This is a genomic window from Streptomyces sp. NPDC004031, from assembly GCF_053604375.1.
Genome location: NZ_JBSGHL010000006.1, coordinates 62,289 through 79,878, shown reverse-complemented (window position 1 = coordinate 79,878; position 17,590 = coordinate 62,289). Strand labels below are relative to the sequence as shown.

The following is a 17,590-nucleotide window of genomic DNA, read 5'->3' as shown; positions in this document are numbered from 1 at the left end:
GGTGAGCAGCCCCCGCACGCCCTCACCGGCCGGCCGGACGCGCGGCGCGCCTCGCGGCGCCCGCGCGCCCGGCCGGTTTTCCGTCTCAGGGGCCGGGCCGAGGACCGGCCCGGGGACGCGAGCCGGTTAGGCTCGTCCCGGAAAAACGAGAAGACATCTCAGAAGGAGACAACGTGCCGTCCATCGACGTCGTCGTAGCCCGGGAAATCCTCGACTCGCGAGGCAACCCCACCGTCGAGGTCGAGGTCGGCCTCGACGACGGCAGCACCGGCCGGGCCGCAGTGCCGTCCGGCGCCTCCACCGGCGCCTTCGAGGCCCTCGAACTCCGCGACGGCGACAAGAACCGCTACCAGGGCAAGGGCGTCGAGAAGGCCGTCCTCGCCGTGATCGAACAGATCGGCCCGGAGCTCGTCGGCTACGACGCCACCGAGCAGCGGCTGATCGACCAGGCGATGTTCGACCTGGACGCCACCCCCGACAAGTCCTCGCTCGGCGCCAACGCCATCCTCGGCGTCTCGCTGGCCGTGGCGCACGCCGCCTCCGAGGCCTCGGACCTGCCGCTCTTCCGCTACCTGGGCGGCCCGAACGCGCACGTCCTGCCCGTCCCGATGATGAACATCCTCAACGGCGGCTCGCACGCGGACTCCAACGTCGACATCCAGGAGTTCATGATCGCGCCGATCGGCGCGGAGTCCTTCTCCGAGGCGCTGCGCTGGGGCGCCGAGGTCTACCACACCCTCAAGGGCGTGCTCAAGACGCGCGGCCTGTCCACGGGCCTGGGCGACGAGGGTGGTTTCGCGCCGAATCTCGGCTCCAACCGTGAGGCGCTCGACCTGATCATCGAGGCGATCAAGCAGGCCGGCTACACCCCCGGCCAGGACATCGCGCTCGCGCTGGACGTCGCCGCGTCCGAGTTCTACAAGGACGGCTCCTACGCCTTCGAGGGCAAGTCGCGCTCGGCGGCCGAGATGACCGACTACTACGCCGAGCTGGTCGACGCCTACCCGCTGGTCTCGATCGAGGACCCGCTGTTCGAGGACGACTGGGACGGCTGGAAGACCATCACCGACAAGCTCGGCGCCAAGGTGCAGCTGGTGGGCGACGACCTGTTCGTCACCAACCCGGAGCGCCTGCAGAAGGGCATCGACAACGGCACCGCCAACGCGCTGCTGGTGAAGGTCAACCAGATCGGCTCGCTCACCGAGACGATGGACGCCGTCGAGCTGGCCCAGCGCAGCGGCTACAAGTGCATGATGTCGCACCGTTCCGGCGAGACCGAGGACGTCACCATCGCCGACCTGGCCGTCGCCACCAACTGCGGCCAGATCAAGACCGGCGCCCCGGCCCGCTCCGAGCGCGTCGCCAAGTACAACCAGCTGCTGCGTATCGAGGAGATCCTCGACGACGCCGCGGTCTACGCCGGTCGCAGCGCCTTCCCGCGCTTCAAGGGCTGAACCGCACCGCACGCGCCGCGTCCCCGTCCGGTGCCCTTCCACCGGCGGGGACGTACACGCGTACGGGCGACGGGACAGTATGTTCCTCCCAGGGGCGATAACGTCCCGTGCGAGGGACGCGAGTCCGAGGGACGTACGAGGGGAGCGACGGCGTGGCTCCGGATCGGTTCTCCACCGCTGCCCGGCTCAAGGCCATCGGGCAGGAGGCGCACGCGCGGGTCTACCGCGCCGCGGCGGCCCGCAGACCCGGCCGGCGCAACCGGCTGACCGGGCGCGCCGCGCTGCTCGCGCTCGTGCTGTGCGCCCTGGTGATCGCCCTCGCCTACCCGACGCGGCAGTACATCGCGCAGCGCTCCGACATCGCCGACCAGCGCCGCGAGGCGCAGCAGGCGAAGAAGAAGGTCGAGCAGCTGCGCGAGGAGAAGGCCCGCTGGCAGGACCCGGAGTACGTGCGTACCCAGGCCCGCAGGCAGCTGCACTACGTGATGCCCGGCGAGGACGGCTACTCGGTGGCCGCCCCCACCGCCTCCGCCGGTTCGACGGGCGGGCACAACCGCGCCGCGGGCACCCCCGGCGACGCGGGCGGGCAGGCGGCGGCAGCGGCCCACCGGCCCTGGTACGCGAACCTCTGGGACGGCGTGGACCACGCCGACGCCGCGGCGCAGCCCGGACGCTGAGGCCTGCCCGGGGGCTGCCGGAGTCGCCTCCCGCGGGGCGCGCCCTGCCGCCCCGTGGCGCGCACGTGGCCGCGCCGGTCCGGTCGCCCCGCAGCCGGGCTCCGCGGCCCCACGGCACGGCCCGCACGGCACGGCTCGCACGGCCCGCACGGCCCCACGGCCCCTCACGGCCCCGAAACGAGAAACGGCACATGAACGACTCACAGCACCCTCCCGCCACCCCCGCGGACGCCGACGCCGTCCGGGCGCAGCTCGGCCGCCCGCCGCGCGGCCTGCGTGCGGTCGCGCACCGCTGCCCGTGCGGCAACCCCGACGTGGTCGAGACCCAGCCGCGGCTGGAGGACGGCACGCCCTTCCCGACGCTGTACTACCTGACCTGCCCGCGGGCCGCGTCGGCGATCGGCACGCTGGAGGCGGACGGCGTGATGAAGACCATGACCGCGCGGCTGGCCGAGGACCCGGAGCTGGCGGCGGCCTACCGTGCCGCCCACGAGGACTACCTCGCCCGCCGCGACGCGATCGAGGTGCTGGAGGGCTTCCCGAGCGCGGGCGGCATGCCGGACCGCGTGAAGTGCCTGCACGTGCTCGTGGGCCACTCGCTGGCCGCCGGACCGGGTGTCAACCCGCTCGGCGACGAGGCGCTCGCGATGCTGCCCGAGTGGTGGGCCAAGGGCCCGTGCGTCCCGCTCCCCGAGGAAGACCGTGACGACCGGCAGGAGACGTCCTCATGACCGCCCCCACGACGACCCGGGTCGCCGCCGTCGACTGCGGCACCAACTCGATCCGGCTGCTGGTCGCGGACGTCGACCCGGCCACCGGGACGCTGCACGACCTGGACCGGCGGATGCGCATCGTCCGCCTCGGCCAGGGCGTCGACCGCACCGGGCGGCTCGCGCCCGAGGCGCTGGAGCGCACCTTCGCGGCCTGCCGCGAGTACGCCGGTGTGATCCGCGAGCACGGTGTGCCCCCCGAGCGGATCCGCTTCGTGGCCACCTCCGCCTCGCGCGACGCGGAGAACCGCGACGACTTCGTGCGCGGTGTGCGCGAGCTGCTCGGCGTCGATCCCGAGGTCGTGACGGGCGATCAGGAGGCGGCGCTGTCCTTCACCGGCGCCACCGCGGAACTGACCGGCGGGCACGAGTTGCTGACGCCGTATCTGGTGGTGGACGTCGGTGGCGGCTCGACCGAATTCGTGCTCGGCGCCGAGCACGTGGAGGCCGCCCGCTCGGTGGACGTGGGCTGCGTACGGATGACGGAGCGTCACGTCGTGCGCGACGGACGGCCGGTGGACCCGCCGTCCGCGGAGATCGTCGCGGCGATGACCGCCGACATCGACGCGGGGCTGGACGAGGCGTCCCGCACGGTGCCGCTGGAGCGCGCCCGTACGCTCGTCGGCCTGGCCGGGTCGGTCACCACGGTCGCGGCGCTCGCGCTGGAGCTGCCGGTCTACGACTCGGCGGCGATCCACCACTCGCGGATCACCCTCGCGCAGGTCAGGGCGGTCACCGAGCGGCTGCTGGGGTCCACGCACGCCGAGCGCGCCGCCCTCGCGGTCATCCATGAGGGCCGGGTCGACGTGATCGCCGCGGGGGCGCTGGTGCTGCTGCGGATCATGGAGCGGACGGGTGCGGAAGAGGTCGTGGTGAGCGAGCACGACATCCTGGACGGCATCGCTTTCAGCGTCGCGGGACAGGGCGCCGGAAAACCTTTGTGAAACTCTTCACATGAAGTTCCCGCCCCGTGGCCCGATTTTCCAAGGTGTGGGCGTCCGCAATCCCGGGAATCGTTGGTGGCGGCGTGTTTCAGCGGTGTGACAACCGCCGGGTCACGGGGTGAACGCCGCGCGATCGGTGCTGATCAGCGCCCGTGGTCCGGGAGCGGCGGCCGGAGCGCGGGCCGGCGGGTGTGTCGCACCTGGTCGCGAAACCGCGCAGGGTAGCACAGGGTGTCCAGGTCCTTGTGAAGGGGCTCACGAGGTAGCCCCCGCTGTGTGCTGGATACTCGATGCATGAGCACCACGGAGCGTCCACGGATCCTCGTAGTAGGCGGCGGTTATGTCGGCCTGTACGCGGCGCGCCGCATCCTGAAGAAGATGCGGTACGGCGAGGCGACCGTCACGGTCGTCGACCCGCGCTCGTACATGACGTACCAGCCCTTCCTTCCCGAGACGGCAGCAGGCAGCATCTCCCCGCGTCACGTCGTCGTCCCGCTGCGGCGCGTGCTGCCCGGGGCCGAGGTGCTGACCGGGCGGGTCGTCGACATCGACCAGGACCGCAAGGTCGCCTCGGTCGAGCCGCTCGTCGGCGAGTCCTACGAGCTGCCCTTCGACTACCTGGTGATGGCGCTCGGCGCGGTCTCCCGGACCTTCCCGATCCCGGGCCTGGCCGAGAACGGCATCGGCATGAAGGGTGTCGAGGAGGCGATCGGGCTGCGCAACCACGTGCTGGAGCAGCTCGACAAGGCCGACTCCACCACGGACGAGGAGATCCGCCGCAAGGCGCTCACCTTCGTCTTCGTCGGCGGCGGCTTCGCGGGTGCGGAGACCATCGGCGAGGTCGAGGACATGGCGCGCGACGCCGCCAAGTACTACTCGAACGTCAAGCGCGAGGACATGCGCTTCATCCTCGTCGACGCCGCGGACAAGATCCTCCCCGAGGTCGGCCCGCAGCTCGGCAAGTGGGGCCTGGAGCACCTCCAGGAGCGCGGTATCGAGGTCTACCTCAGCACGTCGATGAAGTCCTGCGTCGACAAGCACGTGGTGCTCGCCAACGGCCTGGAGGTCGACGCGTCCACCATCGTGTGGACGGCCGGTGTGAAGCCGAACCCGGCGCTGGCGAAGTTCGGCCTGCCGCTCGGTCCGCGCGGCCACGTGGACACCGCCCCGACGCTCCAGGTGCGCGGCACCGACTACATCTGGGCCGCGGGCGACAACGCCCAGATCCCGGACCTCGCCGCCGGCGAGGGCGCCTGGTGCCCGCCGAACGCGCAGCACGCGCTGCGCCAGGCCAAGGTGCTCGGCGACAACGTGGTGTCCGGCATGCGCGGTTTCCCGCAGCAGGACTACAAGCACGCCAACAAGGGCGCGGTCGCGGGTCTCGGGCTGCACAAGGGCGTCGCGATGATCGTGTTCGGCAAGGCGAAGATCAAGGTCAAGGGCCGTCTCGCCTGGTACATGCACCGTGGCTACCACGGCATGGCGGTGCCGACCTGGAACCGCAAGATCCGTGTCTTCGCCGACTGGACGCTGGGGATGTTCCTCAAGCGCGAGGTCGTCTCGCTCGGCGCCATCGAGAACCCCCGCGAGGAGTTCTACGAGGCCGCCCGTCCGGCCCCGGCGCCCGCCGCCGTGCCGGAGCAGCCGAAGGCCGCCGCTGCCGCCGCCGAGAAGGCCGGCGCGGCCTGACACCCCCTCGTCGGCGCCGGGAACGGACGCCGCCGGGCACAGCAGACGCCGTGAGGGCGCCCGCCATCCGTGGTGCGGGCGCCCTCGCGGCGTTTCCGCGTCCCGTGCGCGTCCCGTGTGCGGCGGGCGGCCGGACGGGCGGCCCGGCGGGCCCGGAGCCCCTCCCCGGCCTGCGGCAACCGCCGTCCGGGCGAAGTGCGTGTATCCGCAACATAGATTTGCGGCCGAACGGCGATTTTTGGTCGCCGCGGTCGTACGCTCAGATGCATGGCTGACGCGGCTCCGAGAATCGTCGACTTCGCCGAACACGCCCTCTCCCGGCCGTTCCCGCTGCGCGTACGGGCCTGGGACGGCAGCGAGGCCGGGCCGCCCGGCACCCCCGTTCTCGTCTTCCGCCACCGCCGTGCCCTGCGCCGCGTGCTCTGGCGGCCCGGCGAACTCGGCCTGGTCCGCGCCTGGGTGACCGGCGAGCTGACCGTCGACGGCGACCTGCACGACGCCCTCGACCGCCTCTCCGGCCTGCTCTGGGAACGCCCCGAGCCCGTGCCGCCGCCCGCGGGAGCCCCGTCCGCGGCCCGCCGCCTGCCGGCCGCACTGCGCGACCCGGACACCTACCGGCTGGCCCGCCGCGCCCTGGCGCTCGCCGGGCCGGGGCTGCCGCCCGCACCGCCGCCCGAGGAGGTGCGCCCGCGCTCGGGCCCGGCGCACACCAAGCGCCGCGACCGCGCGGCCGTCTCGCACCACTACGACGTCGGCAACGACTTCTACGCCCTGGTCCTGGGCCCGAGCATGGTCTACTCGTGCGCGCTGTGGCCGGAGGCGGACACCACGCTGGAGCAGGCCCAGTCCGCCAAGCTCGACCTGGTCTGCCGCAAGCTGGGCCTGCGCGAGGGTCAGCGGCTGCTGGACGTCGGCTGCGGCTGGGGCTCGATGGTGATGCACGCCGCCGCGCACTACGGGGTACGGGCCACGGGCATCACGCTCTCGGTCGAGCAGGCGGACTTCGCCCGCAAGCGGATCGCCGAGGCGGGGCTCGACGACCTGATCGAGATCCGGGTGCAGGACTACCGGGAGGTCGCCGACGGGCCCTTCGACGCGATCTCCTCGATCGGCATGGCCGAGCACGTGGGCAGCGAGCGCTACCTGGAGTACGCGCGCATCCTGCACGGGCTGCTGCGTCCGGGGGGCCGGCTGCTCAACCACCAGATCGCCCGCCGTCCGCTGCGCGACGAGACGGCCTACCACGTGGACGAGTTCATCGACCGCTACGTCTTCCCGGACGGGGAGCTGGCGCCGGTCGGGGCGACCGTCTCCCGGCTGGAGGAGGCCGGCTTCGAGGTGCGGGACGTGGAGGCGCTGCGCGAGCACTACGGGCGCACCCTGCGGGCCTGGGTGACGAATCTGGAGGCGAACTGGCGGCAGGCGGTGCGCCTGGTCACGCCGGGGCGGGCCAGGGTGTGGCAGCTGTACATGGCGGCGTCCGCGGTGTCGTTCGAGCGCAACCGGATCGGTGTCAACCAGGTGCTCGCGGTACGCACCGGCGAGGACGGCGACTCGGAAATGCCGCGCACCCGCGCGAATTGGCTCTCGTAACGACGCCAAGTGCGCGCCAAGGGCGATTTCGCGTCACTTGTGCGGGGCAACCATGGTCCCGCAAGTGCCGCGCTGTCCTGGCGATGTGTCGGGCCGGAGCCAATGAAGCACCGTCAGTAGCCTCTAAAATCAGACAACATGACTAGTTAGGCGCCCTGTTGGGATCCGCCGACCCCGATACGCTTTTCTCTGCGCCCCGCCGGCCCGGATGGTGGAACGCAGACACGGCGAGCTTAAACCTCGCTGCCCCATGTGGGCGTGCCGGTTCAAGTCCGGCTCCGGGCACTTCACCCTTCGGGTGGCAGGCCTGCGAGCCGGCCGGAATATGGGGTTCCGGCGGGGCATATGCCACCGTGCCCGGCCGCGTATGCCGTCTTGTCCGGCCTTTCCGTGCATCGTGCGCGTCACGCACCTATTGCCGAACCCGGCGCATACTGCCGCGCCGTCGCATACCGCCGGGGCGGCACGCACTGCTGAACCCGTGCTGAACTGCCCTTGAGCATATGGAGCGGAGCTTCCCCTTACCCCCGCGACACGCGCGACGCGATCATGCGTAACCCGCGCTTGCCAAAGTCCGCTGCGCCAGCAGCGAAAGGGGACATGGCAGATGACCCAGCTCAATCGACGTGCGTTTCTGCGTGCCGTCGGCGCGACGGGCGGCGCCGGCGCGATGCTCGCCACCATGGGGGCGCTCGGCCTCACGCCCACCGCACAGGCCGCGGCCGCCCGCGAGGCGGCCTACCGGCCGCCGCGCACCGGGGACTTCACCCTCACCGGCAGATCCGCGGCCTCGGTGGTCGTGCTCGGCGGCGGCATAGCCGGCCTCACCACCGCCTACGAGCTCGGCAAGGCGGGCTACCGGTGCACGGTCCTGGAGGCCCGCGACCGCCCCGGCGGCCGCAATTTCACCGTGCGCGGCGGCGACACCACCACAGACCTCTACGGCCACCGGCAGACCGCCCGCTTCTCCGACGGCCAGTACATGAACGCCGGGCCCGCCCGCATCGCCCAGTGGATGATCACCCTCGACTACTGCCGCGAACTCGGCGTCCCGATCGAGGTCTTCACCAACGTCAACGCCGACACCTACCTGTACAACGAGTCGGCCGGCATGACCTCGCCCATGCGCTACCGCGCGGCCAAGGCGGACGTCTTCGGCTATGTCACGGAACTGCTCGCCAAGGCCTCCGACCAGGGCGCCCTCGACGCGGCGCTCACCGCAGACGACCGCGAGCGGCTGACGGAATTCCTCAAGGACTACGGCGACCTCGGAAACAGCCTGCAATACACCGGCAGTTCGCGCCGCGGTTACACCGTGTGGCCCGGCGCCGCCGGGACCCCCGGTGTCGTGGCGGGCGATGTGCCCACCGCCTCGGAGATCTTCGCCACCGGGGTGGGCCGCTACTTCGCCTTCGAATTCGAATTCGACCAGGCCATGCTGATGTTCCAGCCGGTCGGCGGTATGGACCGCATACCGCACGCGCTGGCGGGGGCGATCGGCAACCAGAAGATCCGCACCGGCTGCGCCGTCACACAGGTGACGGACAAGGGCGACGGCGTCCGCGTGACCTACACCCAGGGCGGGCGGAGCCGGGCCATCGAGGCGGACTACTGCGTCGCCGCCATGCCGCCGAACATCCTCGCCAAGGTGCCGCACAACCTCGGCGGCGGGGTGCAGAGCGCCCTGGAGGCGATCACCCCGTCCTCGGCGGGCAAGATCGGCCTGGAGTACCGCTCGCGCTGGTGGGAGACCGACCACCGGATCTACGGCGGCATCACCGAGACCGACCTGGACGTCACCCACATCTGGCACCCGTCCTACGGCTTCCACGGCGAGCGCGGTGTGATCATCGGCTACTACAACACCGGGGCCAACGCCGACTCCTACGCCCCCCTCACCCCCAAGGAGCGCGAGGCGCGCGCGGTCGCGGCCGGTGTGAAGATCTACGGCGAGAAGTACCGCAGCGAGCTGGCCACGTCCTTCTCGCACCACTGGCGGCAGTTCCCCTACCAGGAGGCCGCCTGGCACAGCACCCCCGGCGGCCCCGACCACGCCCGCTACAAGCCGCTGACCCAACCGGCCGGCCGTGTGCACTTCGCGGGCGACTGGCTCAGCTACATGGACGCCTGGCAGCACGGGGCCTTCAGCTCGGCCCGCAGCGCCGTCACCGCGATCCACCAGCGCGTCCTGGCCTGACGCGGCCCCGCCCGGGTTCCGTGCGGGCCCGTGCGGGCCCCGTCCGGACCCCGGGCACCGCCCCGCGTCACGGATGCGGGGCGGTGCGCAGCCGGCCCGCCGACGCCACGGTGGCGGCGGCCTCCCGCTCGCTGAGGCCGGTGTGCACGGCGGCCGTCACCAGTGCGGGTGCGAGGGTGTCGCCGACCCCGGCGTCGTAGGCGCGGCAGGCGGCCCAGAAGAGCCGGCCGTTGCGCTCGCCCTCCTGCGAGTCGAGCACGAAGCGCACCAGGGCCGCGGCCCGCTTCTCGGCGGGATGCCGCGGCCATGCCGCGTGCCGGGGCCGCTGCTCCGGCGGGCTCGCGGGCGGGGCGGCCAGCCGCAGCAGCGCCGCGGGGGCGGGGGCGAGGACGGCGCCCGCCGAGCCGGGGTCGGGCAGGTAGCGGCCCGCCAGGGTGCGCGATCCCGGGCCGACGACGTACCCGCCCTCGCCGCGTATGTCGATGCCGCGGGCCAGCCGCCCCGCCGAGTTGGGGACGGGGCCGGGCGCGGTGAGCCACAGGTGGCGGCCGCCCGAGGGGGTCAGCACCGTCAGGGTTTCGGGCACGGTGAAGCCGTGCCGTGCGGCGAGCGCGCGCAGCGCCGCGACGCCGTCCGCGCCGTGCTTGACGTCCAGGTCGACGCCGACGAGGTGGTGCGGGGCGCGGCCGCACGCGACGCCGTAGCCGGTCGCCCACGGCGCCACGGCGAACAGCGCGCGTATCCCGGCCGGGTCGGTGGTCGCGTCGTGCACCCCGTGGCCCGGCCGGCCGCAGGCGCCGCGGCACAGCGCCGCCGTACGCGGCTCGTCGCGGTGCGGGGAGCGGACGGCGGGCAGCTTGCTGCGCGAGAGCGGGAAGACGGGCAGGCCGCGGGCGGCGGCGAGCAGGGCCGCGTGCAGGGCTCGGGTGTGGTCGGGGCGTGCCATGGCCTGCTCCCTGGGTTTCGAACGCGTGTTCGTCTGCACTCTTCAGTGATACCGCGCCGGGGGCCGGGCGTCCACCGGGTATACCCACCGGGACGGTCCGCGGCCCGTGCGGCGGATGTGTTCGAGTCGCCGATCTGCGGGAAGGCTGCTTTTTTGCCAAGCCATTACTCTTGACGCAGAGCCGCGGACGCGGCCTTGGAGGAGTGAGATGAGGAGCAGCAACCCGGTCTTCTCCCGGCGGGGTTTCACCCGCGGGAACGACTACGCCGGCTTCGAGTCGGCCGGTGCCCGGGGCGGCGGCCCGTACGGCGGCGGCAACCCCTACGGCGGCGCGCAGGGCAACCCGTACGCGGGGGCGCCGCGCAATCCGTACGACCAGCCGGGGCCGGCGAGCGCCGAGCGGCTGGAGGAGATGTACGCGGCGCCCGCCGCGGGCCCGGCGCAGACCGGGCGGATGACGATCGACGACGTCGTGACGCGTACCGGCATCACGCTCGGCACGGTCGTGGTCGGCGCCGTCCTGGGATGGGTCGCGCTGCCGGACCGGGTCGGCCTGGCGGTGGGCGCCGCGCTGATCGCGTTCGTGCTGGCCATGGTGCAGGCGTTCAAGCGGCGGCCCGTACCCGCGCTGATCCTCGGTTACGCCGCCTTCGAGGGCGTTTTCCTCGGTGTGCTGAGCCGGGAGTACAACCAGGCGTGGCAGGGTGCGCCGGTGCAGGCGGTGCTGGGCACCATGGCCGTCTTCGCCGGGATGCTCGTCGCCTACCGGGCGCGGATCGTTCGGGTCACCGCGCGCTACCAGCGCATCGGCATGGCGGTCGCGATCGGCTTCGTGCTCGCGATGGTGGTGAACCTGCTCTTCGCGGCCTTCGGCGGCTCGGACACGCTGGGCCTGCGCACCGGCCCGCTCGGCATCGTCTTCTGCCTGCTCGGTGTGGCGCTGGGCGCTTTCTTCCTGTCGCTGGACTTCAAGCAGATCGAGGACGGTGTGCGGGGCGGTGCCCCGCGCGAGGAGTCCTGGCTTGCGGCGTTCGGTCTGACGCTGTCGCTGGTGTGGATCTATCTGGAGCTGCTGCGGCTGATCGCGATCCTGCGCGACTGACGCCCCGCGGGCCGTGTCCGGGGGGTACGGGCGCACGCGGCGGGCTGCCGGGAAGTACCGCTTCCCGGCAGCCCGCAGGCGTGTGGGAGTGTCGGCGGTGACCGTTCAGCGCAGGTTGCGGGCGGCCCGTCGCAGGTCGTACTCGTGGACGAGGGCCTTGGCGTGGCCGTAGGAGAGGTCGTGCTCGCTGCGCAGCCAGCTGACCTTCTCGTCGAAGCGGAAGAGCGCGGGTCCTTCGTCGAGGGCGGACAGCCACTCGCTGACCTCGCGGCCGGTGCAGTGCGGGATACGGTCGATCAGATTCCGGTGGGTTTCCGCGGAGAAGTGCGTTTGGGACATCGGCGCCTCCGGTATGTGGTCCGGTCACCCCACCGTGCCCCAGCGGTCGTTCGTTGGCAACCATCGCGCGGCGAACCGCCGGGGACGGACATGGGTGCGAGGCCGTCTTCCTTACCCCGGTACTGTCGGGTCATGCCCGAGCAGACACGACCGGACGAACTGGGCGCAGCGGTGGAACGCCTCGCGGGGCGGCTGCGCGCGCTGCCCCAGCGGCGGCTCCAGGCGGGCGCCGCGGCGGCCGGACTGGAGCTGGCGCGGTGGCTGGACCGGGAGGCCCAGCTGCTGGAATTCCCCGGGCGCGAACCGTACGTGATGCCGGACGAGGGCGTGTTCGTGGTCGGCGACCAGCTCTCCCTCGCCGGGCGGGAGTTGCTCGCGGTGGCGGCGTCCCCCGGGCACGGCGCGCTGCTGGCCGAGGCGCGCGGGAAGGTCGCGAAGGCGGCGCGGGAGGTCGGCTGACCGGCCTTCGTACGGTGCGACGCGGTGCGAGCGGTGCGACGCGGTACGGGTGCGGCCGGTGCAGAACCCGGCCCGCGGGGCTCGGATCTCAGATCTCAGAGCGAGGCGACGACGCGGTCGGCCAGCACGTAGACGCTCTCCTCGCCGAAGGCGAAGGTCAGCGCGTAGGCCCCGGCTATGGCCGAGCCGCCGCGCAGTACGGGCACGTCGCCGCGGTCCAGCGCCTCCGACAGCCGCAGCGCGGTCTCCCGGTGGCCCGGCGTCATGCACAGCGTGGTGCCGTCCGCGAAGACGTAGACGTCCAGGGTGCCCAGCGGGCCCGGTCGGACGTCGGAGAGCGGGATGCGGCCGTCCGCGAGGTCGGCGAGCCGGTCGGCGGTCTGGTCCGGCGAGGCGACGACCGGCGAGGGCGCGAAGTCGGGGCCGGAGGGGTGCGGGATCGCGCCCGGTGCGGGCAGGACGGCGTCGCCGGGGTCGCCCGCGCCCTCGGTGTCGCGGACGCCGTCGAAGGCGCCCTCGGCGGCGTCCAGGCCCGCGAAGTCGGCCTGCCGCGGCAGGTAGGGCAGCACCGGCGGCACCTCGTAGTCGCAGCCGGGCAGCGGGCCGTCCGCGGCGCTGCCGTACAGCCCGCGGAAGAGCGGTGCCTCGCCCGCGCTCTCGCGGGCCTCCTGCTCGGCCCAGAAGGCGCGGGCCTCGGCCAGTTCGCGCTCGCGCTCGTCGGCGAGGGCGCCCGCGACGGCCGCCCTGATGCCCTCGGCGTCGCGCTGCCCGGGTACGCCGAGTCCGGCCAGGTCCTGGCGCAGGGCGGCCAGTTCGCGCCGCATGCCGCGGGCGGAGACCAGAGCGGCGGAACCCGCCGCCACGGCGAGACCCGCGGCGACCAGCAGGACGGTGAAGTTGGCACTCACTGACGTTCTCCCGACTGACGCGACCCGAGCAATTGCCCACTTGTCCGGTGGACGAAACTTTCCCCTCACATCACTGTGCCGGTAAACCCCTGGCCCTTGCAGTGCGGAAAGTCATGACTTGGGCGATTCCTGGGATCTGTCCGGGTTTGACGGGGGCGGTCTGACCTGGGTAAACGCGACGCCCCCGGGACAAATTACATCCCGGGGGCGAGGTGCCTGCGACATACGTCACAACTCGGCGCTACGGAGTCGGACGGTGGCGGAGTGTCACGAAAGCCGCTCGATCACCATGGCCATGCCCTGTCCGCCGCCCACGCACATGGTCTCCAGGCCGAACTGCTTGTCGTGGAACTGGAGGCTGTTGACGAGCGTGCCGGTGATGCGGGCGCCGGTCATGCCGAAGGGGTGGCCCACCGCGATGGCGCCGCCATTGACGTTGAGCCGGTCCAGGTCGATGCCCAGGTCTCGGTAGGAGGGGATGACCTGGGCGGCGAAGGCCTCGTTGATCTCGACCAGGTCGATGTCGCCGATGCTCATCCCGGCCCGCCGCAGCGCCTGCTGCGAGGCCGCGACCGGGCCGTAGCCCATGATCTCGGGGGAGAGCGCCGAGACGCCGGTGGAGACGACCCGGGCCAGCGGGGTGATCCCCAGCTCGCGCGCCTTGGTGTCGGACATGACCACCAGTGCGGCCGCGCCGTCGTTGAGCGGGCAGCAGTTGCCCGCGGTCACGGTGCCGTCGGGCCGGAAGACGGGCCCCAGGCCCGCGACGCCCTCCATGGTCACCCCCGCCCGCGGACCGTCGTCCGTGGCCACCACGGTGCCGTCGGGGAGCGTCACGGGGGTGATCTCGCGCTCCCAGAAGCCGTTCTTCAGCGCCTGCTCCGCCAGGTTCTGCGAGCGGACGCCGAACTCGTCCTGCTCGCGCCGCGTGATGCCCTTGAGCGCCGCCAGGTTCTCCGCGGTCTGGCCCATCGCGATGTACGCGTCGGGCAGCAGGCCGTCCTCGCGCGGGTCGTGCCAGTCGGCGCCGCTCTGTCCGGCGCGCTCGGCGGTGCGCGCGATCGCCTCGTCGAACAGCGGGTTCATGGTGTCGGGCAGCGAGTCGGAGTTGCCCTTGGCGAAGCGCGAGACCATCTCCACGCCCGCCGAGACGAACACGTCTCCCTCGCCCGCCCTGATGGCGTGCAGCGCCATCCTGGTGGTCTGCAGCGACGAGGAGCAGTAGCGGGTGACGGTGCAGCCCGGCAGGTGGTCCATGCCCATCTGCACCGCGACGATGCGGGCCAGGTTGAAGCCCTGCTCGCCGCCGGGCAGGCCGCAGCCGAGCATCAGGTCGTCGATGTCGTGCGGGTCGAGCTGCGGGATCTTGTCGAGCGCGGTCCGGATGACGGTCGCGGCCAGGTCGTCCGGGCGCAGCTCCTTGAGCGATCCCTTGAAGGCGCGCCCGATGGGCGAACGGGCGGTGGAGACGATGACGGCTTCGGGCATCGCGGCACTCCTCGGCGGGCTGCGGCTGTGGACAGGTACGGACTGACGGACTGCTTCCGGGCTGGGCCCGGTCCCGGCGGGCCGGGTCCGGTCCGGGCGTACGGGACGGCCGGCGCGGTCCCGTACCCGCCGCGGCCGGTGCGCCGTCCCGGACGCGGGGGCCGACTGGAAAGTTACCCGTGCGTAGCGCGATGCGTCATCCGCCGGGCGCTGTGATGCGGGCTACTTTCTGAGCGCTTGCTTACCCGCCGACGTCCCACCCCTACCCCGCGGGCCCCGCGGTTACGCCGACCGGTTCGCCGCGTCCTCGGCGTCCCCGGCGTCGGTGCCCCCGCCGCCCGCCGCGGGCACGTCCTCCCGCTCCTGCTCCAGCGGCCGCCGCCGGCGCCGCTTGACGAGCGCCCAGCGCCCGCGCGGACCCGCGCCCGTACCCCGCGCCGCCGTGACCTCCGTACCGCCCGCACCGGCCGCCTCGGCCGCCGCCTGGGCCACCGGCAGGAAGCCCTCGCCGCGCCGCGCGTCCGGCCGCTCGTCGGCCTGCGGCCACAGCCCCAGCACCGCGCACAGCGTCGGCAGCACCGCCATCGCGGCGGTCGCGTAGCCCTCGGCGGAAGGGTGGTAGTTGTCCGGGCCGAACAACTCGCGCGGCCGAGCCTCGAACTCCGGCCCCAGCAGGTCGCCGAGCGAGACCGTACGCCCGCCCGCCTCCACCACGGCGATGGTCTGCGCCGCGGCCAGCTGGCGGCTCATCCGGCGCGCCAGCCAGCGCAGCGGCTGGTAGACGGGTTCGACCGAGCCCAGATCCGGGCAGGTGCCGACGACGACCCCGACGCCGGCCGCGCGCAGCTCCCGTACCGCGTCGGCCAGCAGCCGCACCGAGGTCGCGGGCGGCATGCGGTGGGTGACGTCGTTGGCGCCGATCATGATCACCGCGACGTCCGGCGGGGCGGCGCCGGCTTCGAGCACCAGCTCCACCTGGCGCGGCAGGTCGTCGGACTGCGCACCCGGCTGGGCGACGGTGAGCAGCCGCACCGGCCGCTCCGCGACCGCCGCCAGGCCCGAGGCGAGCAGCGCGCCCGGGGTCTGGCCGGCCCGGTGCACGCCCTGGCCCGCGGCCGTGGAGTCGCCCAGGAAGACCAGCCGCAGCGGCGGCTCGGCGCCGGGGCGCGCGAACGCCGACCCGTATCTGCCGTCGGCCCGCGGCGGCACGTCCCCCGAGCCGCCGACCACCCGTCTGGCCAGTCTGACCTCCGCCAGCACCAGTCCGACCGCCGCCCCGCCCAGCAGGCTGATCCCGCCCCCGCCGACCGCTGCCGCGCCCGCGATCCGCCGCGCCACCCTCGCCCTCGACATCGAGTCCGCTCACCACCCGTCCACTCGCCGGTACATTCACGTGTTGCCCCGCGGGACACCTCAGGCAACGTCGGCGGCGCCCCCGCCTGCACGGTGCGCCGCAGCGTCCTTTCCGCCACTGTGCCGTTCCGGCCCTTTCGCCGTTTCGCCTCCGGCCGGGTGCGTCCCGCCCCCTAGGCTGGCCTCCACCACGACGGAGAACCCGGAGACACTACGGTGCAGTTTCACGACTCGATGATCAGCCTCGTCGGCAACACCCCGCTGGTGAGGCTCGGCAGCGTGACCGAAGGCGTCAGGGCCACCGTCCTGGCGAAGGTCGAGTACTTCAACCCCGGCGGTTCGGTCAAGGACCGCATCGCCCTGCGCATGATCGAGGCGGCCGAGCGCAGCGGCGACCTGAAGCCCGGCGGCACCATCGTGGAGCCGACCTCCGGCAACACCGGTGTGGGCCTGGCGATGGTCGCGCAGCGCAAGGGCTACCGCTGCATCTTCGTCTGCCCGGACAAGGTGTCCACCGACAAGATCAACGTCCTGCGGGCGTACGGCGCCGAGGTCGTCGTGTGCCCCACGGCCGTCGATCCCGAGCACCCGGACTCGTACTACAACGTGTCCGACCGCCTGGTGCGCGAGACCCCGAACGCCTGGAAGCCCGACCAGTACAGCAACCCCAACAACCCGCTGTCGCACTACGAATCCACCGGGCCCGAGCTGTGGCAGCAGACCGACGGCCGGATCACGCACTTCGTGGCGGGCGTCGGCACCGGCGGCACCATCAGCGGCACCGGCCGCTACCTCAAGGAGGTCAGCGACGGCCGCGTGCAGGTGGTCGGCGCCGATCCGGAGGGCTCGGTCTACAGCGGCGGCTCCGGGCGGCCGTACCTGGTGGAGGGCGTCGGCGAGGACTTCTGGCCCGAGGCCTACGACCGCGGGGTGGCCGACGAGATCGTGGCCGTCTCCGACAAGGACTCCTTCCAGATGACCCGGCGGCTGGCCCGCGAGGAGGGCCTGCTGGTCGGCGGCTCGTGCGGGATGGCGGTCGTGGCGGCCCTGAAGGTCGCCGAGCGGCTCGGCCCCGACGATGTCGTGGTGGTCCTGCTGCCGGACAGCGGGCGCGGCTACCTGTCGAAGATCTTCAGCGACGAGTGGATGAGCTCGCACGGCTTCCTCGACGAGGGCGAGGGCGAGCCGCGCGTCGCCGACGTCCTGGCGCACAAGGACGGCGACCTGCCGCAACTGGTGCACATGCACCCGGACGAGACCGTCGGCCAGGCCATCGAGGTGTTGCGCGAGTACGGCGTGTCGCAGATGCCGGTGGTCAAGCCGGGCGCCGGCCACCCGGACGTGATGGCGGCGGAGGTGGTCGGCTCGGTCGTGGAGCGCGACCTGCTGCACGCGCTGTTCACCAAGGCCGCGAGTCTGGACGACCCGCTGGACAAGCACATGTGCCGGCCGCTGCCGCAGGTCGGCTCCGGCGAGCCGGTCGGCGACCTGATGACCGTGCTGGAGGCGGCCGACGCCGCGATCGTGCTGGTCGAGGGCAAGCCGACAGGCGTGGTCAGCCGCCAGGACCTGCTGGCCTTCCTCGCCCTGCGCGGCACCGCCTGACCCTGCGCGGCCCGGGGCGGCGGGGGCGCGGATTCGCGGAACTGGTACATCCGCGACACGTCCGCG

The 17,590-nt window shown here is 72.9% G+C and carries 15 protein-coding genes and 1 tRNA gene; 11 read left to right on the top strand and 5 right to left on the bottom strand.

All coding sequences use genetic code 11. From position 1 onward, the window contains the following. The first annotated feature begins 173 nt into the window (after positions 1–173). The 8 genes from eno to ACWERV_RS05370 all read left to right on the top strand — a co-directional run bounded on the left by eno (position 174) and on the right by ACWERV_RS05370 (position 9,324). Positions 174–1,454, top strand: coding sequence for a phosphopyruvate hydratase (gene eno / locus ACWERV_RS05405; RefSeq protein WP_398177370.1), 1,281 nt, complete (start codon positions 174–176; stop codon positions 1,452–1,454). A 152-nt stretch (positions 1,455–1,606) separates the two neighbouring features. Continuing rightward, positions 1,607–2,131, top strand: coding sequence for an FtsB family cell division protein (locus ACWERV_RS05400; RefSeq protein WP_452929070.1), 525 nt, complete (start codon positions 1,607–1,609; stop codon positions 2,129–2,131). 191 nt (positions 2,132–2,322) lie between these two features. After that, on the top strand, positions 2,323–2,862 hold the full coding sequence (locus ACWERV_RS05395) for a DUF501 domain-containing protein (protein WP_398177375.1): 540 nt from the start codon (positions 2,323–2,325) through the stop codon (positions 2,860–2,862). Continuing rightward, positions 2,859–3,845 (top strand): Ppx/GppA phosphatase family protein, encoded by a 987-nt coding sequence (locus ACWERV_RS05390; RefSeq protein ID WP_452929067.1) that lies wholly within the window; start codon positions 2,859–2,861, stop codon positions 3,843–3,845. The genes ACWERV_RS05395 and ACWERV_RS05390 overlap by 4 nt, the downstream gene beginning before the upstream one ends. Before the next feature lie 294 nt (positions 3,846–4,139). Beyond that, positions 4,140–5,534 carry an NAD(P)/FAD-dependent oxidoreductase gene (locus ACWERV_RS05385; RefSeq protein ID WP_452929065.1) on the top strand — a complete coding sequence of 465 codons (1,395 nt, stop codon included), beginning with the start codon at positions 4,140–4,142 and terminating at the stop codon, positions 5,532–5,534. A gap of 267 nt (positions 5,535–5,801) precedes the next feature. Further along, a complete protein-coding gene (locus tag ACWERV_RS05380; protein ID WP_452929062.1) occupies positions 5,802–7,127 on the top strand; it encodes a class I SAM-dependent methyltransferase in 1,326 nt (441 codons plus the stop codon). A 202-nt stretch (positions 7,128–7,329) separates the two neighbouring features. Continuing rightward, a tRNA-Leu gene (locus ACWERV_RS05375) sits at positions 7,330–7,412 on the top strand. 385 nt (positions 7,413–7,797) lie between these two features. Next, positions 7,798–9,324 (top strand): flavin monoamine oxidase family protein, encoded by a 1,527-nt coding sequence (locus ACWERV_RS05370; protein WP_398177643.1) that lies wholly within the window; start codon positions 7,798–7,800, stop codon positions 9,322–9,324. Between the two features lie 67 nt (positions 9,325–9,391). On the opposite strand, the gene ACWERV_RS05365 is transcribed toward ACWERV_RS05370, so the two are convergent. Further along, complete coding sequence (locus ACWERV_RS05365; RefSeq protein ID WP_452929059.1) at positions 9,392–10,270, bottom strand: bifunctional DNA primase/polymerase; 879 nt, start codon at positions 10,268–10,270, stop codon at positions 9,392–9,394. A 208-nt stretch (positions 10,271–10,478) separates the two neighbouring features. Between ACWERV_RS05365 and ACWERV_RS05360 the strand changes: the two genes are divergently transcribed. Next, the gene (locus tag ACWERV_RS05360; protein ID WP_398177389.1) at positions 10,479–11,372 is read left to right on the top strand and encodes a Bax inhibitor-1/YccA family protein; all 894 of its coding nucleotides are present in this window, start codon (positions 10,479–10,481) and stop codon (positions 11,370–11,372) included. 105 nt (positions 11,373–11,477) lie between these two features. Here the strand turns inward: ACWERV_RS05360 and ACWERV_RS05355 are convergent, their stop codons facing one another. Next, entirely contained in the window at positions 11,478–11,711 is a 234-nt protein-coding gene (locus ACWERV_RS05355; protein ID WP_398177392.1) for a DUF4287 domain-containing protein, read from the bottom strand. A 132-nt stretch (positions 11,712–11,843) separates the two neighbouring features. Here ACWERV_RS05355 and ACWERV_RS05350 point away from each other — a divergent pair, with 132 nt between their 5' ends. After that, positions 11,844–12,170: a hypothetical protein gene (locus tag ACWERV_RS05350; protein WP_452929054.1), complete on the top strand. Its 327-nt coding sequence runs from the start codon at positions 11,844–11,846 to the stop codon at positions 12,168–12,170. Positions 12,171–12,265: 95 nt separating this feature from the next. Here ACWERV_RS05350 and ACWERV_RS05345 read toward each other — a convergent pair whose 3' ends face one another. The 3 genes from ACWERV_RS05345 to ACWERV_RS05335 form a co-directional block, all read right to left on the bottom strand. Beyond that, a complete protein-coding gene (locus tag ACWERV_RS05345; RefSeq protein ID WP_452929051.1) occupies positions 12,266–13,078 on the bottom strand; it encodes a hypothetical protein in 813 nt (270 codons plus the stop codon). 267 nt (positions 13,079–13,345) lie between these two features. Continuing rightward, positions 13,346–14,566: an acetyl-CoA C-acetyltransferase gene (locus ACWERV_RS05340; protein WP_452929048.1), complete on the bottom strand. Its 1,221-nt coding sequence runs from the start codon at positions 14,564–14,566 to the stop codon at positions 13,346–13,348. A gap of 282 nt (positions 14,567–14,848) precedes the next feature. After that, the gene (locus tag ACWERV_RS05335) at positions 14,849–15,919 is read right to left on the bottom strand and encodes an SGNH/GDSL hydrolase family protein (RefSeq protein ID WP_452929045.1); all 1,071 of its coding nucleotides are present in this window, start codon (positions 15,917–15,919) and stop codon (positions 14,849–14,851) included. A 216-nt stretch (positions 15,920–16,135) separates the two neighbouring features. On the opposite strand from ACWERV_RS05335, the gene ACWERV_RS05330 reads away from it, so the two are divergent. Next, on the top strand, positions 16,136–17,524 hold the full coding sequence (locus ACWERV_RS05330; protein WP_398177406.1) for a cystathionine beta-synthase: 1,389 nt from the start codon (positions 16,136–16,138) through the stop codon (positions 17,522–17,524). Positions 17,525–17,590 lie beyond the last annotated feature (66 nt).